The sequence below is a fragment of the Alysiella crassa DSM 2578 genome (genome assembly GCF_000745955.1).
In the GTDB taxonomy this organism is placed as follows: Bacteria; Pseudomonadota; Gammaproteobacteria; order Burkholderiales; family Neisseriaceae; genus Simonsiella; species Simonsiella crassa.
The window spans coordinates 53,578-77,526 of record NZ_JQKH01000005.1; the positions used below are offsets into that span (position 1 = coordinate 53,578).

Annotated in this window: 20 protein-coding genes; 9 read left to right on the forward strand and 11 right to left on the reverse strand. The window is 45.8% G+C overall.

Features of this window, described 5'->3' with window-relative positions; genetic code table 11:
* The first annotated feature begins 41 nt into the window (after window positions 1–41).
* The 3 genes from Q338_RS01220 (at window position 42) to Q338_RS01230 (ending at window position 2,042) form a co-directional block, all read left to right on the forward strand.
* A complete protein-coding gene (locus tag Q338_RS01220; protein WP_034291233.1) occupies window positions 42–539 on the forward strand; it encodes an LPS-assembly lipoprotein LptE in 498 nt (165 codons plus the stop codon).
* Entirely contained in the window at window positions 536–1,540 is a 1,005-nt protein-coding gene (holA, locus tag Q338_RS01225; protein WP_051968387.1) for a DNA polymerase III subunit delta, read from the forward strand. The genes Q338_RS01220 and holA overlap by 4 nt, the downstream gene beginning before the upstream one ends.
* Before the next feature lie 73 nt (window positions 1,541–1,613).
* Window positions 1,614–2,042, forward strand: coding sequence for a flagellar basal body-associated FliL family protein (locus tag Q338_RS01230; RefSeq protein ID WP_034291187.1), 429 nt, complete (start codon window positions 1,614–1,616; stop codon window positions 2,040–2,042).
* A 76-nt stretch (window positions 2,043–2,118) separates the two neighbouring features.
* Here the strand turns inward: Q338_RS01230 and Q338_RS01235 are convergent, their stop codons facing one another.
* The 8 genes from Q338_RS01235 to Q338_RS01270 all read right to left on the reverse strand — a co-directional run bounded on the left by Q338_RS01235 (window position 2,119) and on the right by Q338_RS01270 (window position 13,903).
* Window positions 2,119–3,363, reverse strand: coding sequence for a multifunctional CCA addition/repair protein (locus tag Q338_RS01235; RefSeq protein ID WP_034291189.1), 1,245 nt, complete (start codon window positions 3,361–3,363; stop codon window positions 2,119–2,121).
* A 164-nt stretch (window positions 3,364–3,527) separates the two neighbouring features.
* Window positions 3,528–4,838 carry a paraquat-inducible protein A gene (locus Q338_RS01240; RefSeq protein WP_051968388.1) on the reverse strand — a complete coding sequence of 437 codons (1,311 nt, stop codon included), beginning with the start codon at window positions 4,836–4,838 and terminating at the stop codon, window positions 3,528–3,530.
* A gap of 111 nt (window positions 4,839–4,949) precedes the next feature.
* Entirely contained in the window at window positions 4,950–7,124 is a 2,175-nt protein-coding gene (locus tag Q338_RS01245) for a polysaccharide biosynthesis tyrosine autokinase (protein WP_051968389.1), read from the reverse strand.
* An 87-nt stretch (window positions 7,125–7,211) separates the two neighbouring features.
* Window positions 7,212–7,655 carry a low molecular weight protein-tyrosine-phosphatase gene (locus Q338_RS01250; RefSeq protein WP_034291191.1) on the reverse strand — a complete coding sequence of 148 codons (444 nt, stop codon included), beginning with the start codon at window positions 7,653–7,655 and terminating at the stop codon, window positions 7,212–7,214.
* Between the two features lie 241 nt (window positions 7,656–7,896).
* Complete coding sequence (locus Q338_RS01255; protein ID WP_034291193.1) at window positions 7,897–9,069, reverse strand: polysaccharide export protein; 1,173 nt, start codon at window positions 9,067–9,069, stop codon at window positions 7,897–7,899.
* 161 nt (window positions 9,070–9,230) lie between these two features.
* The gene (locus Q338_RS01260; RefSeq protein WP_034291195.1) at window positions 9,231–11,330 is read right to left on the reverse strand and encodes a TonB-dependent siderophore receptor; all 2,100 of its coding nucleotides are present in this window, start codon (window positions 11,328–11,330) and stop codon (window positions 9,231–9,233) included.
* A 178-nt stretch (window positions 11,331–11,508) separates the two neighbouring features.
* Window positions 11,509–12,036 (reverse strand): PqiC family protein, encoded by a 528-nt coding sequence (locus tag Q338_RS01265; RefSeq protein ID WP_034291197.1) that lies wholly within the window; start codon window positions 12,034–12,036, stop codon window positions 11,509–11,511.
* Between the two features lie 109 nt (window positions 12,037–12,145).
* Window positions 12,146–13,903 (reverse strand): PqiB family protein, encoded by a 1,758-nt coding sequence (locus tag Q338_RS01270; RefSeq protein WP_034291199.1) that lies wholly within the window; start codon window positions 13,901–13,903, stop codon window positions 12,146–12,148.
* 300 nt (window positions 13,904–14,203) lie between these two features.
* Between Q338_RS01270 and mnmA the strand changes: the two genes are divergently transcribed.
* The 6 genes from mnmA (at window position 14,204) to Q338_RS01300 (ending at window position 21,360) form a co-directional block, all read left to right on the forward strand.
* Window positions 14,204–15,295 carry a tRNA 2-thiouridine(34) synthase MnmA gene (gene mnmA, locus Q338_RS01275; RefSeq protein WP_034291201.1) on the forward strand — a complete coding sequence of 364 codons (1,092 nt, stop codon included), beginning with the start codon at window positions 14,204–14,206 and terminating at the stop codon, window positions 15,293–15,295.
* A gap of 749 nt (window positions 15,296–16,044) precedes the next feature.
* On the forward strand, window positions 16,045–17,124 hold the full coding sequence (locus Q338_RS01280) for an outer membrane beta-barrel protein (protein WP_051968390.1): 1,080 nt from the start codon (window positions 16,045–16,047) through the stop codon (window positions 17,122–17,124).
* 88 nt (window positions 17,125–17,212) lie between these two features.
* A complete protein-coding gene (locus Q338_RS01285; protein WP_051968391.1) occupies window positions 17,213–17,779 on the forward strand; it encodes an outer membrane beta-barrel protein in 567 nt (188 codons plus the stop codon).
* Window positions 17,780–17,875: 96 nt separating this feature from the next.
* Window positions 17,876–18,976, forward strand: a complete 1,101-nt coding sequence (gene ribD / locus Q338_RS01290; RefSeq protein WP_084693447.1) for a bifunctional diaminohydroxyphosphoribosylaminopyrimidine deaminase/5-amino-6-(5-phosphoribosylamino)uracil reductase RibD — start codon at window positions 17,876–17,878, stop codon at window positions 18,974–18,976.
* Between the two features lie 104 nt (window positions 18,977–19,080).
* Complete coding sequence (gene yiaA, locus Q338_RS01295) at window positions 19,081–19,548, forward strand: inner membrane protein YiaA (RefSeq protein ID WP_034291202.1); 468 nt, start codon at window positions 19,081–19,083, stop codon at window positions 19,546–19,548.
* A gap of 405 nt (window positions 19,549–19,953) precedes the next feature.
* Complete coding sequence (locus Q338_RS01300; RefSeq protein ID WP_084693441.1) at window positions 19,954–21,360, forward strand: gamma-glutamyltransferase family protein; 1,407 nt, start codon at window positions 19,954–19,956, stop codon at window positions 21,358–21,360.
* A 390-nt stretch (window positions 21,361–21,750) separates the two neighbouring features.
* On the opposite strand, the gene Q338_RS01305 is transcribed toward Q338_RS01300, so the two are convergent.
* The 3 genes from Q338_RS01305 to Q338_RS01315 all read right to left on the reverse strand — a co-directional run.
* Complete coding sequence (locus Q338_RS01305) at window positions 21,751–23,349, reverse strand: FGGY-family carbohydrate kinase (RefSeq protein WP_034291203.1); 1,599 nt, start codon at window positions 23,347–23,349, stop codon at window positions 21,751–21,753.
* A 134-nt stretch (window positions 23,350–23,483) separates the two neighbouring features.
* Entirely contained in the window at window positions 23,484–23,666 is a 183-nt protein-coding gene (locus Q338_RS15410; protein ID WP_211249417.1) for a hypothetical protein, read from the reverse strand.
* 25 nt (window positions 23,667–23,691) lie between these two features.
* Window positions 23,692–23,949 (reverse strand): ISAs1 family transposase (locus Q338_RS01315; RefSeq protein WP_034291204.1); only part of this gene is annotated, 258 nt, incomplete at its 5' end.

Here is a 23,949-nt window from a genome sequence, read left to right on the forward strand (position 1 = left end):
TCCGCTATAATGCCAATTTTTGCCCTTGCCAAATTGCCATGATAAACAAACTGTTTTTGACTTGTGCGCTGTTGTTATTGTCTGCTTGCGGCTTTAAACTCAAGGGCGCGTATCCGCACGACCATTTGCCTGTACAACATTGGCAAGTGTCGGGTGGCGAATTGCAGCAGCCTTTGGAAACCGCATTAAACCGCGCTTTATCGTATCCCAAACCGTTTTCAGGCAGCCCTGAAGCGGAAATTCGCGTATTAGATGTGCAAATGCGTAATGATGTGTACACAATTACACGGGCGGCGCGAATCAATGAATATTTGCTTTCCATGCAAGTTACCGCGCAAGCCTTTCGTGATGGCAGGGCGTGGGGCGAACCGATAAAAGTGCATATTCGCCGCAATTTGCCATATTCCGATGGATTTGTTTTGGGTAAAATGGAAGAAGAATCAACCATTTGGCAAGAAATGCGCCAAGATGCCGCCAATCAAATTGTACGCCAATTGGGTTTTCTGCCATCTTATCCCAGCACAACGGTGTTGCCATGAATTTGGATTTGAACCAATTATCAGGCAGCCTGAAAAGCGGTTTGCAGCCACTTTATGTTTTGCACGGCGAAGAAGAATTGCTGCGAATTGAAGTACTTGACCAATTACGCGCCGCCGCCAAACAGTATGGTTATTTAAAAGAAAGCCACATTGCCGATGGCGCGAATTTTGATTGGCATGAATTGGTGGCGCAGGCTGCCAGCGCAGGATTATTCGGCGATTTGAAATGGTTGGAAATTCACGTTCCCAACGGCAAAGTGGGCAAACAAGGCGGCGAAGTTTTGCAGCAATTCGCGGAACATCCGCCACAAGATACCGCCATCGTCATCGTCTTGCCTAAATTGGACAAGGCGCAAACGCAGAGTAAGTGGTTCAGCGCATTAGCAAAACACGGCACGGTGCTGGAAGCGAAAGCCGTTACCCCAGCCGCTTTGCCAGCGTGGATACGCGAGCGTTTGCAACGATATGGTTTGGACATTGAGCGTGAGGCTTTGGATTTATTTGCCGAACGCGTGGAAGGTAACTTATTGGCAGCAAAGCAAGAAATTGACAAATTGGCTTTGTTGTACCCATCGGGGCATTTGCTGACTTGGGCAGACGCGGAGGCGGCGGTGGCGAATGTGGCGCGATTTGACGTGTTTCAGCTTTCGGCGGCGTGGATGAGTGGTGATGGACGGCGCGTGGCACGTTTATTGGACGGTTTGGAAGCGGAAGGCGATGAACCTGTGTTGCTGGTGTGGGCGTTGGCGGAAGATATTCGCACGTTGATTCGGCTGACGGCGGCATTGAAACAGGGCAAAACGGTGCAAGCGGTACGCAATGAATTGCGTTTGTGGGGCGACAAGCAAACGCTCGCACCCAAAGCGATTGCGCGAATTTCGCCCACGCGTCTGATTGCCGCTTTGCAAGAATGCGCCAAAATTGACCGTCAAATCAAAGGTGCAGCAGATGGGGACGCGTGGACAAGTTTCAAACATTTGGCAATGAGTTTGGCGGCGTGATGTTCAGGCTGCCTGAAATCTATTATTTCTCAAATCATTTTATTTTCACATAACTATCAAAGGATTACCTAAAATGGACAGAATACGAACCATCATAATTTGGATTGCAATGGCGGCATTTATTGCCATGATTGCCTATTTTTCGGGAGCGGATTGGTGGTTGGCGATTTTGATTGGCGTGTTGCTGGTGGCTTCAATTGTGGGCGGCGCAACATGGTTTATGTATCGCAAACAGAAAAAATTGGTGGACAGCGCAGCCAAATTCAATATTGATTTGAAAAACGGCAAAATCAATCCCGCCGATTTGCGCCGCATGTATTTTAGCGGTGGTACTGCGCGGACAGACGCATTGTTTATTGCCAGTCGCGCCATGAATTGTTCGGTGCAGGAAGCAGAACGCCAATTGAGCGCAAAAATCACCAAGCAAACTGCGCAACAAGAAATGGCAAAAATGCAAAACCAATCCAGTGGTAAACAAAAACGCTGGGGCAAACCGCGTTAAATCTAGTGGTTTAAAATAAAAATCTTCAGGCAGCCTGAAAAATTTAGGCAGCCTGAAGATTTTTTTATGATTTAACTTAATGATTTAAATTAAGAAAATCGTGCCAATTTTCCATCTCAGCGGCAATTGCATTGCTTCGCGCTCGGTCAATTTGTTCCGCAATCACTTTGGGTTTATCGGCAAATTGCTTGGCGATGTCCGCCGTGTTCACCGACATCGCCGCCGCCAACATCGCCAACAAATAGTCGCGTTGCGGATAAGCCGCCGTTTCGCGCCCCAAACGCCCCTGCATATCCGCCACGCACACATTTAAGGCAGCCTGAAAGCGTTCTGGGCGGCGAATTGCGTCCACTTCTTTTAATAAATTCAATATTTTGGCTGGTTTTTTGGTTTTGCCAATTTGGTGAATGCGAATGTGAAATTGGCACACCAATTCTGCCAATTCCGCACAATTTTTCGGCACACGCCAACGCGCATTCACGGCGCGGACGGGGGTTATGCCACGTTCATCATGCCCGATGTGTTTGGGTAAAATATCTTTTGGGGTCAATGCTTTGCCTAAATCATGCACCAATGCGGCATAGCGTTCGGGCAGCCTGAAATTCAAATCCGCCGCTCTTTGCAGCACCAATAAAGTGTGTTCGCCCGAACAAATTTCGGGGTGAAATTCCGCCCGTTGCGGCACGCCAAATAGCACGTCCACTTCGGGCAATAATACGTGTAATGCGCCACATTCTCTTAATATTTCAATCATTTGGCGTGGATTGTGTTCCATTAAACCTTTGGCAAATTCCTGCCACACGCGCTCGGCGACCAAAGCGTCCACTTCGCCCGCCGCCACCATATCGCGCATCAACTGCATGGTTTCGGGTGCAACGGTGAAACCGTATCGCGCCGCAAATCGTGCGGTACGCAAAATCCGCACAGGGTCTTCGGCGAATGCGGGGGAAACGTGGCGTAAGATTTTGTTTTGTAAATCAGATTGTCCGTGAAAGGGGTCTATCAGATTGCCTTGCTCGTCTTGCGCCATGGCGTTGATGGTTAAATCGCGGCGCAGCAAATCTTGTTCCAAAGTAACCGATTTGTCGGCGTGAAAGGCAAATCCTGCATAGCCTTTGCCTGTTTTGCGTTCGGTGCGGGCGAGCGCGTATTCTTCGTGGGTGGTCGGGTGCAAAAAAACGGGGAAATCTTTGCCGACTGGCTGGAAACCTTGTTGCAATAAATGGTCTGCGTCCGTGCCGACCACCACCCAATCGCGGTCTTTCACTTCTAAACCAAGTAAGCGGTCGCGGACTGCGCCGCCGACTAAATAGATTTGCATAATGTATTCTCTTGATTAAATTGTTTTTTTATTTGAAATTGTAGAATCATGTAGGGTGTGCTGTGCGCACCAAACACACCACAATATTTAAATAATTCAACCATTTGGTGCGCACGGCGCACCCTACAAAAAAATGCGGTGTGCTGAAATGTGAAATAAATTTTTCAGGCTGCCTGATTATTTGGGTGTTTTTCCTGTGCTTCTTTCCAATCCCAAATCAAGCGCATATCAAAAAAATATGCCGACCACATGGTCAAAATCACCACCACGCAAAAATAAAACGCTGCAGGGCCGGGGGTAACACGCGCCACAGGGGTGTGAAACGCGGTCATCAAAATAATAATCACAAAAATATCAATCATAGACCACCGCCCCACCGCTTCAGTCAGCCGATATTGCAGCGATAATTTTTCCACCGCCATCACAGGGCGCACCGCCGCACTCCACAACAACACCGCCATAGAGAGAATTTTCAAACTCGGCACCAGCACACTCGCGCTGAAAATAATCGTGGCAATCAAACGGTCGCCGTCATGCCACATATAAATAATGCCGCTCATAATGGTGCTAATCATTTTCTCGGTCGGGTCGGCGGAAATCATAATGGGCAACACATTCGCTGGAATGTAGAGTAGGGTGGCTGCCAGCAAAAAGCAAAATGAAATCCACAGGCTACGCGGTCGGCGGTCAAATAATTGTGAGCCACACACATCGCAATTTGCCAAAGTTTTCGGGCGAAAATACAGGCAGCGTGTGCAGCAAATATGCTGTTCATCGGCAGCCTGAAATAGGGTGTGGTTTTCATGGCGGTGAATTTGGTAATACACCCAATGAATCGGCACAGCGTTGGCGGTACGCAACAGCAATAAAGCCAACGCAGGCATCAGCCAAAACGCCGCTCCCCATGTTACCTGCGACACGCTGCTCATTTTAATGTCGGCAACCAGTGCAGACACAAAAAACACGTCCACCATAATCCATTGATTCAGCCGCGTTAAAAGCCGCGTAACGCGCAATAAATACGGAAAAGGCGTGTCGGACACCAGCGAGCCATACACATAAATCGCCATCAATAAAAACAAAACAGGTGTACCAAATGTCAGTAAAAACAAAACACTACTTAAAAAACTATAATCCTGCGACATCAGCGACACCACCATTTCAGGCAGCGTGAGCCGCGTGTAAATTCCGCCAATAATCACAGTCGCAAAAGTTTGGCTATACACCAAAGCCACCAAAATCAACGCCGCAATCGCACAAGCAAACGGTAATTGAAACGCCCGACTTTCAATCCGCACCAGCGTATGCCCACAACGCGGACAGGCACATTCCTGCCCCTGCCGCGTTTTCGGCAACGCCACGCGCAAACCGCATTCTGGGCAATCCACCGTGTGGGCAGGCAAGGTCGCGCTGGGCAAATACCATTGCAGCCAGCGTTGATTGGCATAATCTTGAATAATTTGACGAAAGCGCATGGACATGATTTGGGGTTAAACAAGTCTGTGATTATACTTAAAAAATAGGCAGCCTGAAAACGGGGGTTCCCTTTTTCAGGCTGCCTGAAGATTGAATGATTCCATTATGATTTACGATTTTGCGCCATATTTGGCATATTTATCATAATAACCATAATAATTTTTCGCCGTGCGTTCCACGCCATTCAAAATCACGCCGTCAATGTTGACATTATTGACCGCAAAACGTGAGATACAATGGTCTAATTCACGCACATCGGTTTGCCCAAAGCGGCTAATCAACAATGCTGTACCCGCATATTGCGCCATTACCGCCGCGTCCGTTACCACCAAAACAGGCGGCGTGTCCAAAATCACATGGTCGTAATGATGATTTGCCCAATCCAAAAATTGCGATAAGTGATTGTTCAACAATAATTCAGATGGATTTTTAGGGGTATTTGAACCTATGCCCATAAATTCCAAACCATCAATGGCGGTTTTTTGAATAAATTCATTGAATTGTTTGGGTAATTTGTTTAATTGCAACACATCGGCAAAACCTGCCACTTTTTCAGGCTGCCCCAATAAAGTATGCAAATAACCCTTACGCATATCGCCATCAATCAGCAACACTTTACGCCCAGCTTGTGCCATCAATACCGCCAAATTTGCCGATACAAACGATTTGCCCACTTCAGGCGTGGCACCCGAAATCAGCACCACTTTATTGTCCTGCCCCATAGAGCGGAAATGCAGATTGGTTCGCAAGGCACGTAAGGCTTCAATAGATGGGTCGGTAGGGTCTTGAATCACCAATAGGCTGTTGGCACGTGCATTTTTATTTTTACGGATTTTGCGGAACATGGTATCGCGTTTGTATTGCACTTCCGACAAAGGAATGGTGCTCAACACGTCCAAACCCAAAGCCGATATTTCTTCTTCTGAAGAAATGCCTTTTTTCAACAAAGACTTGAGTAAATAATAGCCAGCCGACACAAATAAACCCAATATACTCGCCAACGCCACAATAATGGCTTTTTTGGGTTTAATTGGTTTTTCTGCAGTCATTGCGCTGTCAATCAGGCGCACATTACCCTGTGAACTGGCACTCAAAATACTCAATTCTTGGCGTTTATTCAATAATTGTACATAAATAGCTTGGTTGATTTCCACATCACGAGTCAGGCGAATAATCTCCTGTTGCGTTTGTGGCATTTTGGAAATGCTGGTGTTCAAGCGCAATTTGGCTTGTTCCAGCACTTTCATTTTTTCTTCCAATGCTTTAAATGCAGGGTGTTCATTGGTGTACACTTCAGACAAGGCGGATTTTTCTGTACGCAAATCTACCATTTGCATTTCAATTTTGTTCAAACTTTCCAATGTGCCGCGTGCTTCAGATGGCACATCTAGAGAACCACTGCGTGAGCGATACACATTTAACTGGTTTTCCGCATCGCGCAATTTGTCTTCCAAAACAGGCAATTCTTCATTGATGAATTTCAAACCGCTGGTCGCAGTTTGCACATCTTTATTGCGGTTGTGTTCGGTGTAATTGGCGATAATGCGGTTGAGTGTGTTTTGAATGGCAATCGGGTCAGTACCTGTCATGCTCAAACCCAAAATTGGCACATTTTTGCCTTTGGCAGCAACCGATAGATTTTTACGCACTCGTTCAATCGCTGCCAATTGGGTAAAACGCGTAATCGTAAATTCTTGTCCAAATGGCGCAACCATTTTATTGACAATAATGCGTGTATTTTGATTACCCAATTGCAAATGTTTGCCAACTATACCCGTATAAGTTTGCTCATCGGGCGTGATGATTTTGTATTCTCTTTCGCCTAAAGCAATCAATTTAAACGGTTTATTTAAAGACAATACATCGACATGAAACTCGCCAATGGTTAATTCAGGCTGCACATCACTTTGGGATAATAATTTGTCCCAACGATGTTCTACAGGTTTAATCACCAAATCCAAACCTAAATCATTGACTGATTTCCCCAAAATCAAGCGCGATTTAATCAATTCAATTTCAGTGTCGGTAGGTGTGGTTTGCGTACCGCCTATTAAATCAGACAATTCACCCAATACTTGGTTTTTGGTGCCTGTGATTTCTAACATGGCATCGGCTTGGTAAATGGGGGTGCTAGTTAGGGCGTAAATCACCCCAATACATGTACACAAGGCGGTGAAAAAGCCAATACGCCATTTGTAAAACCACAGCGTGCTGCCTAATTGCGCTAAATCAATTTCATCATCACCGACAGTTTGGTGGGAAGTGGGTTGGATATTTGGAGACATGGTTTCTTTATTTCAATCAATGGGTTTTATTTTAGTAGTAGGGCATTCAGGCTGCCTTATGTTTTCAGGCAGCCTGAAAATATATTTTTATGCTTGTTTTAATTTTTCTGCCCATAAATCGGCTGCTTGTTTCAATTGAGTATAGACGATTTGGAACATCTCATCGCTTTGGCGGTAGGGGTCGGCAATATCGCGGCGACCTTGTGGCAACCATTGTCCAAACAACATGGTTTTGCTACGCGCCGATGGGGAAATTTTGCTGACCGCGTCAATATGTCCTTGTTCCATTACCAAAATCAAATCGTATTGCGCGGCGATTTCGGGCGTGAGTTGTCGGGCAATGTGCGGCGACAAATCCACGCCGTGTTGTTGTGCTACGGCTTGGGCTTGCGGGTCGGCGGGTTTATCCACCAAAGCTCCCACGCCAGCCGAAGCAATTTCGTGTTTGGGCAAACGCTGTTTCAGCAAATATTCTCCTGTGGGTGAACGACAAATATTACCCACACACACAACCAAAACTTTGTTAAACATATTATTTCTTCCTAAATTTTATTTTCAGGCTGCCTTTTATTACCCTACAAATTTTTGCTTGCCCCTCACCTGCTCCCTCTCCTTTGGGAGAGGGAAAAGCAGGCACTGTGCCACGATTTTCCCCTCTCCCCAGCCCTCTCCCAAAGGAGAGGGAGTAGATGGTAGTATTTCAACGATTAACGATTGTGGGCAATATTTTATTTTTGTAGGGTAGTGAAAGGCTGCCTGAAAAATATTCAATTTACCGATTAAAGGTATTTCGTGTTGTGGCGATACCGCTAACTGTTGGAATAATTTGCGATAAAACACGATTCCAACGCGTGATTGGTGCGGCAGTTACATACACCACATCGCTGGGTTTCAATTTAAATTGTGTACCCAAAGCGTAGGCGGTCGCGTCTTTCAAATTTAATTGGTAAATGTGAATGTCTTTGCCGTCCATATAATGACGTGGCTGGTTGCGGAACACAAATACGCCTGTAGCATTGGCATAGTTTTGGTTCATGCCTTCGGCTTTGGCAAGGGCTTCAGTTAGATTTAAGCCATTGTTATCCAAAGTTAAAACGGTTTGTCTGCCCACTTCACCCAACACATAAACTTGTACATCGGCACGGGTTGGCACGAATACAATATCGCCATTTTGCAATAATTGATTTTGCGCCATGTCGCCGCGTTGCAATAAATCTTGTAAAGACAAAGTAATGTCGCGCCCATTGCGTGTGAGTTTTACATTGGTAGTGTCGGCTGCTTCAGTCAAGCCGCCTGCCAAACTGACTGCGTCCAATAGGGTTAATGGTACGTCATTGAGTGGGAAACGTCCGCTTTGTTTAACTGAACCGTTTACCGAAATGCTTTGTGAACGGTATTGCGAAATGCTGACGTCAATTTGTGGATTTTTATAGTATTTTGCCAATCTTTGTGTCAAAACTTTTTGGATTTCAGGCAGACTTTTGCCACGTGCTTGGATTTTGCCTGCTAAAGGGTAGAAAATATGCCCCGATTCGTCCACTGTAATGCCATTGCTGGTGCTGTTGCTCACGACTTGTTGATAAGTATTGAAATCGGGTTGATTGAAAATTTTCACCAGCAGTACATCGCCCACGCCCAAACGGTAACGGTAATTGCGTTTTTGTGCGTCCAAAGCGGGGTTGCTGCGTGAACGGGCTTCGGGTTCATTTAGTTGGTGCAGTAAGGATAAGCTGATGGGATAAATGGCTGCACGACGGTTGAGTTCGGCTTCGCTTAATTCTTGGGTGTTGTTTTCGTCTGAATAAACAATGTCTTTATTTTTGGTATTGACTGTGCTACCTGGAATCATATTGGTAATGCGATTGCCAATATTATCGCGTGTAACACCTGCACAGCCAGTTAGCAAGATGGCTGTCAGCAAAATAGGAAAGAATTTGGTTTTCATAATGATTTATAAAATAATATTTTAAATTAATTGTGTCGGATTTTAGCATTAAACATGTATTTTAGCACGAATTACGCATATTTTTAGGCAGCCTGAATGTAAAATTAGCCCATAATCATAGGGTTAATATGATGAAGGGCTAATTGAGGGCTCTTATTTCATTATTTGAAACGATAGCTAATGGAAGCATTGATATTGCGACCTTGACCGTAGTAGCAGTAGGTATCACAGCCAGCCACATAGCGGCGGTTGCTGACATTATCCACATTCACTTGCGCTGACCAATTTTGTGCGAAATCATAACTCGCCATCAAATCAAACACGGTGGCAGACGGCACTTTGATAGATGGGTACACCGCAAAATTTTTCGCGCCCACACTTTGCCCCACATAACGCACACCACCACCAACGGTTAAACCGTTCAGGCTGCCTGAATGAAATGAGTAGCTGCCACGCAATGCCGCCGTGTGTTTGGGGAGTAGCGGATTGCGCACATCGCCTGTGGTGGTTTGGGTAACCGAATTCAAATAAGTGTATGCCAAACCTGCTTTAATGTTGTCGTTAATATTCAGGCTGCCTTGAATTTCCGCGCCTTTGCGAACCACGTCATCGCTATTGCTCACGGTTGCGCCCACGCCATTGCTCATCAATGCGCCTTTGTCTTTGGCGCGGAACGCCGCCACCGATAATTGACCATCAAATTGGGTTGGCAAATATTTCACGCCAATTTCGGTTTGTTTTGTGATATTCGGGTCGTACAATTTTTGTGTGCCAGACAAACCTGTTGGTACATGGAAACTTTCATTGTAACTAATGTATGGATTCAAACCAAACGGCATTTGATACATCAATGAGCCAGAATAAGACGTGTGATTGGTTTTCACTTTTTGCGTACTCGTATGCTCTTCATTTTTCGTACGGTCATGGCGCACGCCTAAACCCACCACGAAATTTTTGTTAATACGCGCCTGATTTTGTAAATAAAAACCCAATTGTTGTGCATCAATATTTACTTTGGTTGCGGCAGACACATTTTGTGTTTGACCGTGTGCGGCGGCGATATTTTGTAAATTCACAGAGCTGGTTGTGCCAAACAGTGTGTATAAAGCGTCAGCTTTTTGTTTACGATAATCTATGCCACCCACCAAGGTATTGTCCAACCAATTGTTTTTCAATTTCCAAGTTAAACGGTTGTCAAAACTGTGGGTTTTTGCTGTGCCATCGTTAAACACCACGCCACGCGACAAAATATAACCCGCTTGACTGGCAGGAATCGGATTCCAAGCCGCGTCATAAGCCGATGGATAGGCGTATGAGCCACGATGATAATTGTCCACATGATTGAAACGGTAGCTGCTGTCCAAAGTCAAATTCGGTGAGAATTTGTGTGTGAATTCGTAGCCCACGCTGTATTGCTTATTTGTTTCCGTATCGTTTACGGGGTCGCCTAAATTGGCTTTGGGGCTTAATTTGCTGCCATCGGGAAACGCCACCAAGCTGCCTTCTTGTGGCAAGAAATTGCTGCTGGGTACGCCTTTATCTTGTTGATAACTCGTTAAAAGATTGAATTGAGTGGCTGGTGTGATGTCCCATTGTAAGCTGGGGGCAATGTACAGCGTACGGTTATTCGTGCCGTCCCATTCGCCATCGCTGGTGCGATAATTGCCGACCACGCGATAACGCAAGCTGTTGTCTGCATTCAGGCTGCCTGTATAGTCTGCACCTATGCCTGCTTGTTTGTGGTTGCCGATGTTTACTTTTACTTCGCCTTTACCCACTTGGTTTTTGTGGGCGCGTTTGCTGATGTAGTTAATTAAGCCACCTGCTTTGGCTGCACCAAAAGTCAAAGAATCTGCGCCTTTGGTTACTTCCACCGTTTCCACGCCATACAATTCCGTGCGTGGCGTAAAGAAACCATAAGAGAAAGTAGGTTTACCATCAACCGCTTGAGTTGCTTCCGTGCCGCGAATTCTGAACCATTCCGTGTTGGTGTCGCTACCAAAAACCTGATTGCTAAAACCCGCTTGGTAACGACCCAATTCATCGGCTTTTTCCACGCCTTCCGTGCGCAAATCTGCCGCTTTGATGGCAACTGTCGATTTAGCTTGCTTGAATGGCACCACGCCCAAACGGTTCATCGAACCCGCACGAACCGTTACCGTATCCAATTCCTGCGTTGCCACATCGTTGGCTGCCGCTTGCCCAAATAAAGCCAGCAATGCCGTTGCCACTAATGTGTGTGTAAATTTTTGTTGTTGCATTTTGAATCCTAATTAAATGGAAAATAATTTTTGTTTGAAAACAAATGGATTATACGCCCATTTATTTCAGGCAGCCTGAAAATAGATAAAGAGAATAACAATCTATCTAATTGAGACAAAAAATAGGCAGCCTGAAAACCGCTCCCTGTTTTCAGGCTGCCTTTATTTGTAAATAAAATCAATAAGCTACTAATTTAGCCACTTCCGCCAAACCCATATTCAAACTCGCCACCATCGCTTCATAACCATCACCCTGTTGTGGCGTATTCACCGCAAACGGCACGCGCCCCCCATCGCCTAATTGCGCGTAGCCGCTCACTTCCGTTTCGCCGCGATATGTGCCTTGAAAACGGTCAAAATACACTTTTAAAACAGGCGTTTTGCTATTGGCTAATTTGTGTGGCACATAAGCACGGCTGCCTGAAAGCGTGTTTAATTTATTCGCCAAATTTGCCGCCAACGCGTCATCTAATGGCGCAGCCCACAGATTTTTTTGAGCAAAATTTAAATGATACGCATCTGTTTGATAAAGCAAATTTTCGCCCGCCAAATGGGTCGCCAATTCCACGCGCAACGCCACTTCATTGCCACGCGACATCGGCGCACGAAACGCGCTGTCGGGTAATTGATAATAACGCGTGGTATCTGGACTCGCGCACGCGCTTAAGCCGATGGCTAATAGTGTGTAAATAAAGAATTTTTTCATATTGTGAACTTTCGGGGTGGGGGTTTCAGGCTGCCTGAACGTACACACAAGCACTTATGTAGAGTGCGTATTACGCACCGAATTCCCTAAAAAGGCAGCCTGAAAAATATTACTGCCCTTTAGGATTCGGGTCTTGTGTGCTGCTGTTAAAAATCAAGGCATTGGGCTGCTCTTTCAGCGTTTTGACCACAGGTTTTACATCTTTAAGTGTGCGGTCTATGCTTTGCAAAGTCGCTTGCACATCTTGATACACAGGCGATTGCGGCGACACGCCCTTGAGCGTTTCGCGCAATTCCATCAAGGTTTTGTTTAATTCCACAGGCATTTGTTGAATATTTTTATTATTCAATAATTTATCTACTGAAGCCATTGCCTTATCGGCAGATTTCAAGGTTTTTTCGCCTGAAATCACGGCTTTGTCCACATTTGCCATTGCCTGATTTGCGCTGGCTAACATGGTTTGGGCAGCCTGCAAAGAAGTTTTCAACTCCGCCAAACTGCTGTTCAATTCGCCCACCGTCTTATCCAAAGGTAAGGCATTGAATTTTTCCAATAATTTGCCCATTTGCGCTTGCAAATTTTCCAAACTGCCACCGCCACGCGTGGCAATCACGGTATGCCCATGATATTCGCTGACGGGTTTTAATTTCGGCAAATCCGATGGTTCATCAGACAATTCAATCATTTTACTGCCCAAAACCAAATTATTGCTCACCATCGCCGCCGTCAAACCGCGATTTAAGGCAGCCTGAATTTGGTCTTCCCAATATTCGCGTGATTGCCGATGTTCGCGCCGATTATTGGTTTCCAATAAATACGGCTCAAGGCGCAAACGCACGGGAATTTTGCCATCTTTCAACAAATTCAGCCCGTCCGCGCCATCAAAATAGGGTACATCTGCCACCGTGCCAATTTTAATGCCCTTGTATTCCACAGGCGCGCCAATTTCCAAGCCGCGCACCGAGTTATCAAAAAAGGCTACATAATACAAGGTTCTGGGGCTGGGTTGGCTTTCCAATTCGCGGCGGTCATTGAAAATTTTGAACTGGTCGCCGTTTTTCACGCTGCTTTGATTGTCAATAAATTTGGGGGTGTAAAACGAAATGGCGCCCGACAATAAAGCGGACAAAGGCGGCGTTTGAATGCTCACCCCCGCGCCATCGGTGCGAATATTCACGCCACTGTCCAGCCAAAACAGGCTGGCGGACGTAATCAGGCTTTCATTGGGGCTATGAATGAAAATGGAGTAATTCACCGTTTGCGTACTTGGGTCAAATTTCGCGCTTTCTACTGTGCCAACAGTATGATTTTCATACAAAACTGGGCTGCCTGCACCCAACATTTTGCTGTTTTTGCCCGATAAATGTAAACGAATACCGCTTTGCCCAATCGCGGTTACAGGCGGTAATTCGGCGACTTGGAATTCATGTTTTTCGGTGGCACTTTTCCCTGGGGAAAACGCAATATACGCCCCCGACACCAATGTTCCCAAACCTGTAATGCCGTTTTGGTCAATGCGCGGTTTGACTATCCAAAATTGCGTGTCTTCGCGCATGAAATCTTCCACGTCTTTATTCAGCCGTGCGGTCAATTCCACGCCTTTTTGGTCGGGGCGCAGACGGATTTTGGTAATGCGTCCCACGTCCACATTCAAAATTCGCACGGCGGTGGTATTGACTTCTATGCCTTCCGCCGTGTCCAAATGCAGTGTGATTTCAGGACCTTTGGTGCGGATATTTTGCGCCAACAGCCACGCGCCAATAATCGCCGCCAATAGCGGAATCAGCCACACGGTAGAAACCAGCGTGGCGGTTTGGCGCACTTTGGCGGCGTTGATAGGGGATTGTTCTTCTTCGGGTTTTGTCATGGTTTGATTGATTTTCAGGCTGCCTTTGGGTAGACGACACACAAATGTAGGGTGCGTATTACGCACCGACAACGTGTAAATTGAATGATTTGGTGCGTGGTACGCACCCTACTATTATTTTTGTCGTGTATTGTAAGGCAGCCTGAAAACACGAATTAAATAATATAGATGGTTTCAAATATAAAGAAAAATGCGCTTAATGACAAATGATTTATCTATTGAATGTTGCAGAATGTGCAGGCAGCCTGAAAACAGATTATGCTAAAATACGCCCGATTGAATCTTATTTGGATAATAAAAATGTATCAAAATCAAAATATTATTGTTGGATTATCGGGTGGTGTGGACAGCTCCGTAACCGCCGCTTTACTCAAACAACAAGGCGCACACGTGCGTGGCGTATTTATGCAAAATTGGGAAGACGACAACAACGACCAATATTGCAGCATTAAACAAGATTCGCTGGACGCGATGGCGGTCGCCGACATTATCGGCATAGACATTGATATTGTGAATTTTGCCGCCCAATACAAAGACAAAGTATTCGCCTATTTTTTGCAAGAATATCAAGCAGGTCGCACACCCAATCCCGATGTGTTGTGCAACGCCGAAATCAAATTCAAATGCTTTTTAGATTATGCCATAGAACAAGGCGCACAAGCCATCGCCACAGGACACTATGCCCGCAAAGAAATCCGCAACGGACAACACCACCTATTGCGCGGCTTGGACAATAATAAAGACCAAAGCTATTTTCTCTATCGCCTGCAACCGCACCAATTAGAGAAAGCCTTGTTTCCATTGGGGCATTTGGAAAAATCTGAAGTACGCCGTTTGGCGGCAGAATTCAGGCTGCCTACCGCCGCGAAAAAAGACAGTACAGGGATTTGTTTTATTGGCGAACGACCGTTCCGTGAATTTCTGCAAAAATACTTGCCCACCCACAACGGCAATATGGTTACCCCCGAAGGCAAAATTGTCGGCGAACACGTTGGTTTGACTTTTTACACCATCGGGCAACGCAAAGGTTTGGGCATAGGCGGCGCAGGCGAACCATGGTTTGTGGTCGGCAAACATTTACCGAAAAATGAATTGATTGTGGTGCAAGGACACGACCATGAATTATTGTTTACCCAATCACTGCAGATGAACGATTTAAGCTGGACGCTGCCTGAAAAACCCCGCGCAGGGCGTTACACCTGCAAAACGCGTTACCGCATGGCAGATGCGGCGTGTGAATTGCGTTATTTGTCTGATGATTCAGCCGAATTATTATTTGATGAACCGCAATGGGCGGTAACGCATGGGCAATCCGCCGTATTGTATGATGGCGAAATTTGTTTGGGCGGAGGCATCATTACAGCGACCGATAAAGAAGTGATTTATCTTTAAGAACCTGTATTCATAATCTCAATAGCTTGCGCCTACTGCATTGACTTTTCACGCCAATATGTTCAATATTGGCATGAAAATCCGCCTTGTATTCGCAAGAATGAACCATAAAATCAAGTCATCAAGCTTATGAATACAGGTTCTAAATTTTCAGTATCCAAATTATACTTTATATTAAAGCGAGCCATTGGTTCGCTTTTTTGATGTGTTATGAATGCAAATAGTTTGATTCTCATTTGAAAAAATCTGTTTAAAATCTTTGCTCTAACTGGCATATTTATAGTGTTAAGATTGGTATATTTCGCTGTATGTCCAATTTTTAATTGTGTCTGTTTTCAAGCCCTTAATCTTATTTGTATGTGTAAAAAATGTAAATTTACATACGTTCAAAATATTTTTTATTAAAATGCGCCATCTCGAGAAAACAGCGAAATTTGAGCAATTAAATTTCAAATTCTATTTTTTTTTTTTTTTTTGAATTGTCAAGTTTATTTTTTGAAATTATTTTACTTTTTGTTTACTGTATTGTTTTTCAAAAATTTATTTTTTGATAAACATGCTGCTGGTGTGGTATTAGTATGAATTGGGTAAATAAAAATGCAGTTGTATCGGTAATTTAGTAGTGGGTTAATATGAGGGGAAAATCGTGTTACGCTATTTTATTGCTTTCAGGCTGCCTGAAAAATAGTTTTATATTAAATATAAATAAATCACTCAATTCATTTATTCAAATAAGGATTATTCAAACAATGAAAATCAAACAATTGTTCTCTGTGGTTGCCATGTTGGTAACGTCTTTGGTTTCTGTGCATGCTCACGCTGGGGTGCATTATGATAAACATGGTAACGTGGGTTACGATACGGCGGCAGAATGTGATGCGGCGGTGCAAGCGGGTACGGCTAAATTCTATCAATCATTTACACACAAATCGCCCTTGTTGCGTAAAGGCGAAAAATCGGTGCAAGAAGCCACCATTAAAGATTTGGGCGACCAATACAAAGCAGGTGCGTGCGATTTGGGCGTGGGGCATAAATTGGGTCGTGATGGTGTGTCTAAAAAATTGCAAGGCAAATTCATTCCATTCAGCCCTGATATGCCTGTAAATGTGTATTTGGACGGCAAAGGCAATGCGGTGCGCGTGAGCATGCAGCAATGTGATAACTGGTTCTCTGGCAATGCGCCACGTCCTGTGGAAGTGTTGGTTGCGAAAACCCCAGCACCTATGGAGCCGACTATTACACCAACTGAAGTAGCCACAACACCTGTAGCGACTACGCCAAGCACATCGGCTGCTGCGCCTGCGATTTTTGCGGGTGTGGCAGGTTTGGGCGCGTATGCTTTTGGTACGATTGGTGCGCATTCTGAAGAAATGCACAGCAATGGCAGACAGCCTTCATTCTACAGTCGCGGTATTTTCAAAGACACTTCTACTACGGCGGCTGGTCAAGTCGGCGTGGGCTTGCAATTGAACAAATGGTTGGGTGGTGAAGTGTATGTTCAAGGCGGTCAAGAGAAAAAATACATCAGCAAAGAAGGCAATAAGCAAGATTTGAACCGCTACGAAGCGGGTACACGTTTGGTATTGGGTCATAATGTAACGGATAAATTGCGCGTGTTTGGTAAAGCAGGTGTTGCAGCCGTACATCAAGATGACCATCATCCACAATTTACCGTTGGTGCAGGCGCTGTTTACCAACTGACTGATAAATTAGGTATTCGTTGGGATTATGACCATGCGGTAAAACGTTCTGACCATGTTTATTACGACAATATGGGCTTTGGTAAATCACATTACACAGGTTTGGGTTTGCAATACAAATTTAAATAATTGATAATAAAGTATGCCGTGTTTTCAGGTGGTTTTCAGGCTGCCTGAAAATGTGTGCATTTGATGAATTATTTTAAGGATTTGAATCATGAAACACAAATTATTGTTGAGCATTTTGGCAATGACAACCGCATTTGCCAGCACTTCTGTACAAGCACAAGGTGTTGCTGGTGAAGTGCCATTGAAACCTTATGTGTATGGCACAGTGGGCGCGGCACAAGATGGTTACAAAACCAGCAATGGCGCGTTTAACGATCGCGATGTTCGTGCCACAGGTCAAGTTGGCGTGGGTTTGCAATTGAGCGAATACATGGGCGGCGAAGTGTATTACGAAGGCGGCGATAAATTCAAATACAAAAACAACACCCATAGCCAAAAAATCAGAGCGCATACCGTAGGTGCGCGTGCCACCATCGGCACCAGCACTGCTCATAAAGCGCGTGTATTTGGCAAATTGGGCGTGGCGGCAGTACGTCATGAAATTGGCGAACGAGAAGCCACTCGCCCACAATTCACGGCTGGTGTTGGCGCGACTTACGCGGTAAGCGATAATTTCGCGGTACGCGGTGATTATGACCACAAATTCAAACGCAGTAGCGATGTGGATCGCAAAGGTTCAGATTACATCGGTGTGGGTGGTCAAGTGAATTTCTAATTCAGGCTGCCTGAATATTGAGATAAAACCGTTATATTTGCTTTGGTAAATATAACGGCTTTTTTGCTATTTAATTTATTTAAAAAATATATCTATATGAATACACACATATTTTCTGAATTAGACCATGCTCATATGCGCCGCGCTTTGGATTTGGCGTGGCTGGGCAAATATTCTACTTCGCCTAATCCGCGTGTGGGTTGCGTGATTGCACACGGCGAACAAATTGTCGGGCAAGGTTTTCATGTACGCGCTGGCGAACCCCACGCCGAAGTCCACGCCATTCGCCAAGCTGGGGAAATGGCGCGTGGCGCAACGGCGTATGTTACGCTGGAACCGTGTTCTCATCACGGCAGAACGCCACCATGCGCCGAAGGGTTGTTGGCGGCGGGCATGGCGCGGGTGGTGGCGGCAATGCGCGACCCGAATCCTTTGGTGGCAGGGCAGGGCTTGGCGAAATTGGCGGCGGCGGGTGTGGCGGTGCAATGTGGTTTATTGGAGACAGAAGCGCGTGCATTGAATCGTGGATTTTTGTCGCGCATTGAACGCCATCGTCCGTTTGTGTCGCTGAAAATGGCGGCGAGTTTGGACGGCAAAACGGCGTTGTCCGATGGGCGCAGTCAATGGATTACGGGCGCGGCGGCGCGGTTGGACGTGCAGCATTTACGCGCCCAAAGTTGCGCGGTACTGACGGGTATTAGCACGGTGTTGGCGGATAATCCACGTTTAAATGTTCGTGAAATCAATGTGTTGAGACAACCGATTCGTGTGGTGCTGGATTCACATTTCAGGCTGCCTGAAGAATCTGCTTTGGTGCAAGACGGTGGCGCAACGTGGGTATTTGTCTTGGCGAATGCGCCCACGCGTTTGGCGGAATATGATAATCTGCGCGTGTTCAGGCAGCCTGAAAACACTTTGGGCAAATTGGATTTGCATTGGGTGTGCGAGACTTTGGCGCAAAACGGCGTGGGCGAAGTTTTGCTGGAAGTGGGGCAAACTTTGGCAACGGCGTTTGTGCAGGCGGATTTGCTTGATGAAATCGTTTATTTTCAATCACCTAAAATTTTGGGCGATACGGCGCGTGGTGTGTTCAGGCTGCCTGAAAATGGCGATATTTTGACGCGTGAAGCGGATTGGCACACGGTTTCGGTGGAAACGGTGGGCGATGATGTGAAATGGGTTTTACAAAAGCGATAGTCTGGTTAAACCTGATTAATTTGGGTTAATTGTGTTCACAAAAAAATAAATCAGATTATAATCTTTTCATCTAATTGATGTGTTGCGAAAGAGTGGGTAAGTCTATGAAATCAAATCAAGAATTATTGCAGGAGATTGCCATGAGTCGACCAACTGGGGCGTTTATTGGGGCTTCGTGGGCGGTGTTGGGGATTGGCGCATTGGCGTTTTTGATTGGGCTGTGGAATGCGGAAGGTTTGGCGTTGAGCGAAAGGGGCTATTATTTTACGGTTTTGATTTTGGGCTTGTATTCCGCCATCAGTTTGCAAAAAACGATTCGGGACAAGGCGGAAGGTTTGCCGATTTCGGGCTTGTATTATGGGATTAGTTGGTCGGTGTTGATTTTGTCCATTGTTTTGATTGCGATTGGTTTGTGGAACGCAACCATGAGTTTGAGTGAAAAAGGTTTTTACGGCATTGCGTTTGCGATGAGTTTGTTTGCCGTGATTACGATTCAGAAAAATACGCGGGACATGGCGCGGGTGAATGCGGTGATGGCGGAACATGGTTATCAAACATATTCTGATGAATAATTAGTGAATAAATAATTGGGCAGCCTGAAAATTTTGCCGTATTTTCAGGCTGCCTTTGTGTTTAAAGTTATTATCAAAATTGTTTACTCTATAATATTTCATTTAAAATGAGATTTTTTAATAGTAAATGAGATTTTTTAACCTGTCAATCAGCCGCTTATTTTTCAGGCTGCCTTTCAATGTACAACAAAATCTGACGTAGATGTAGGGTGCGCCGTGCGCACCAAATGATTTGGATTATTTAAATATGATGGCAAATTTGGTGCGCACGGCGCACCCTACATTTTTATGGTTTAACAATGCTTGTGTACGTTTAGGCAGCCTTTCATTACCCTACAATTTTTTTGTGCCACCCACCTATTCCCTCTCCTTTGGGAGAGGGTTAGGGAGAGGGGAAAACTGGCGATGCTCAACGATTTTTCCCTCTCCCCAGCCCTCTCCCAAAGGAGAGGGGACAGTACAGGGCAGCCGATGAAATTTATGACGGCGGTGGTGGGTGGACGTTCTGTTGGCGTGCCAGCCGTGCCGCGCATGATGGAAGATTTGCATAAACGCTATGGTCGTTTACAATGGGCAGATTTATTTGTGAAACCAATTGAGTTGGCAGAACAAGGCTTTAGCGTATCGCCACGCATGGCAAAATCCATTGAGCAAAATCTGGAAACGCTGAAACGTTATCCGATGACGGCGGCGTATTTTTTGCCCAATGGCATACCCTTGAAATCAGGCAGCCTGCTGAAAAATCCTGCGTTTGCCAGCTCGGTGCGTACGTTGGCGCGTGAAGGTGCTGCGCCGTTTTACAATGGTTCGCATGCACAAAGCATTGTTAATGCCGTGAAAAATAATGACAATCCAGGTCTACTGACGATGGCAGACATGAAAAATTATCGCCTGATTGAGCGTGAACCTGTGTGTGCTGATTATCGTGTGTATCAGGTGTGTGGCATGGGTGCGCCCAGTTCGGGTGGGATTGCGGTGGGGCAAATTGTGGGCATGTTGAATGAGTTTTCCCCCCACCAATTGCCCAAAAATGATGTGCAATCGTGGCGCGTATTGGGGGACGCTTCACGTTTGGCATTTGCTGACCGCGAGCAATATATTGGCGACCCTGATTTTGTGAATGTTCCAAGCAAGCAATTGTTAGATAAAAATTATTTGCACCAACGCGCCGCCATGTTGCAATTGAACAAGCAATCTTTGCCAACGGTGTCGGCGGGGGATTTGGACAATACTTATGCGGCGGCGGCTTCGTCATGGGAATTGCCGTCCACCAGCCATATTTCCATTGTGGACGCGGACGGCAATGTGTTGTCCATGACAACTTCTATTGAAAATGCCTTTGGTTCGGGCGTGATGGCGAATGGTTATTTGCTGAACAATGAATTGACCGATTTTACTTTCACACCCACCAAAGACGGTAAACCCGTTGCCAACCGCGTGGAAGGCGGCAAACGTCCACGCTCGGCAATGGCACCGACTATTGTATTGAAAAATGGGCAGCCGTATTTGGCGGTGGGTTCGCCAGGGGGCAGTCGGATTATTGGTTATGTGGCGAAAACCTTGTTGGCGCATATTGATTGGGGCATGGACATTCAGGCTGCCATTGCTGCGCCGAATATGCTGAATCGTTTTGGAACGTATGAATTGGAACAAAATACACCTGCTGCCAACTGGGTTGAGCCTTTGAAACAATTGGGTTTTCAAAGCGAAGTGCGTGATTTGAATTCGGGTGTGCAGGGGATTGTGATTACGCCCACAGGTTTGATTGGCGGTGCAGACCCACGCCGTGAAGGGAAAGTGATGGGGGAATAAAAAATATTCAGGCAGCCTTACAGTACACGACAAAATTCATGTAGGGTGCGTATTACGCATCGAAATTTCAATTATTTGAATGATTTGGTGCGTGGTATGCACCCTACATTTTGGGCGTTTGTAAAAATTGTCGTGTACTGAAAGGCAGCCTGAAAATTGTCAAAACCCATATTTTCAAAATATAGTGAATCAAATACAAAATAGGACACTATGTAGGGTGCAACTTGTTGCACCAAACCCATGTTTTATAAGAAAAATGGTGCAATAAGTTGCACCCTACACTTGTCCTATTTTTAAATGGATTAACTATAAATCCATATCCAATCCCTAACAAAAAAGGCAGCCTGAAACCATTTTCAGGCTGCCTGAATATTTTTCTAAACAAATGGATTACACATTCAAATCACGCACTTCACGCGCCACTGCTTGCAAACGCTGATAGGCTTGATAACGCTTGTCGTGGGTGTCGTGCAAATCTGCATTGGGCGAATAGGTTTGCGCGATGGAATTGAGTTGCGCCATCGCCGTTTCCACATTGTCGCACACGCCACCAGCCACCGCGCCCAAAATCGCCGAACCCAACAAAACAGGTTCGCTCGCCGCCGTGCCAATCACAGGCAAACCCGTTGCGTCCGCCAAAATTTGTCGCACCAAATCATGCGAACCCGCGCCACCGCTCACAACAATATTTTGCGTATCTATGCCAACGGCGCGTTGCGCGTCCACAATTTGCCGTAAACCATACGCCACACCACACAATCCTGCCACATACAATTTCAATAAATGCGCGAAATCCGTTTCCATGTCCAAACCTGCAATGACCGCGCGCGCATTCGGGTCGGCAAACGGCGCACGATTGCCCAAAAATTCAGGCACAACGTGAATGTCTTTCGCACGAACCACAGCTTCCGCCGCCGTGCCACGCGCCAACACTTCGTCCGCCAAATACACAGGCAAAGGCTTGTTCGCTTGTTCGGCTAATTTACAGGCAGCCTGAAAAGCTGGGTGTCCCGCCACCAAACGGTCAATCGCCGCGCCAGACGCGCTTTGTCCGCCTTCGTTCAACCACATTTGCGGCACCATCGCCGAGAAATAAGGCCCCCACACGCCATCTACAAAAGTCGCTTCGCGTGTGGTCGTCATCGTGCAAGAAGATGTACCAAACACATAGCCCAAGCTCGCCAACGCGCCACCAGCCACGCCCACCGTGCCAATGCCGCCCGCGTGCGCGTCAATCAAACCTGCGCCCACAGGCGTGTTTTCAGGCAAACCCAATTCTTGCGCGGCTTGCGCGGTCAAACCTTTGCCCAATGCTGTGCCAGCGTCCACAATATTTTGTCCAATGCGAACAAAATTTTCGTCCGCCAATTCATTTAAACCAATGGCGCGAAAATAACCCGCGTCCCAACGCTTTTCGTGCGCTAAATACGTCCATTTGCAAGTAACCGTGCAAACGGAACGCGCCAAATCGCCCGTTGCTTTCCACGTTAAAAAATCGGTTAAATCAAAAAATTGTTCTGTTTTTTGGTAAATTTCGGGGCGATTTTCTTTCAACCATAAAATTTTCGGCGTTTCCATTTCAGGCGAAATGCGTCCGCCAACGTATTTCAACACGGCATGATTGCCCGAATTAATCCGCTCGGCTTGCTCGGTGGCGCGGTGGTCCATCCACACAATAATATTGCGCTCGGGATTATTGGAACTGACGGGCAAAGGCGCACCGTTTTCGCCCAATACCACCAGCGAACAAGTCGCGTCAAAACCCAAACCTGCCACGTTTTCAGGCTGCACTTTTGCCAATTGCACAACTTGGCGCACGCAATGACACACGGCTTGCCAAATATCATTGGACGATTGTTCTACGATGTCGCCTGTTTCGCGCCACACTTGGATTTTTCGGCTTTCGTGGGCGAGCATATTGCCTGTGGTGTCAAACAAACCCGCGCGCACGCTCCCCGAACCAACATCTACGCCAATAAGGTATTTCATGATTTTTGGTTTCCTAAATAAATGTAGGGTGCGTACCACGCACCAAAATATTGAATATGATGGCAAACTTGGTGCGCACGGCACACCCTACTGAATTTTTTGGGAAATTTGGTTTCAGGCTGCCTTTTTGTTTATCAATAAATAATAATAAATAATGCAACAAAAAGACAGCCTGAAACCCCATTTTTTACAAATCCACGCTGGTCGGCAAATGCGTTTTCGCCCAATTCGGCGGTTAATTGGGCTAATTTTTCGCCATCGCGGTCAATCAAAACCACTTTTGCGCCGTTTTCCAGCAAAGTTTTGGCACACGCCAAGCCAATGCCCCAGACCTGCCAAGTTCTAAATCATTTTCACAATACGGTCAATCCGATTGGCAAATCTTGCCAACCAATCTTTCCATTTATTGAAGCCATTAAATCGTGCAATATTTAATGCCCAACTCATTAGAACCGAATAGCAAGCTGCGGTATTCTTATTGCGAATAAAAGACTTATCTTCATTTAACTGAACATCTTTTACCCAATGTAATTTATTTTCAATCTGCCAATGTTGCATAATACCTTTTGCAAAATATTCTGCATTGTCATGGCAAATATT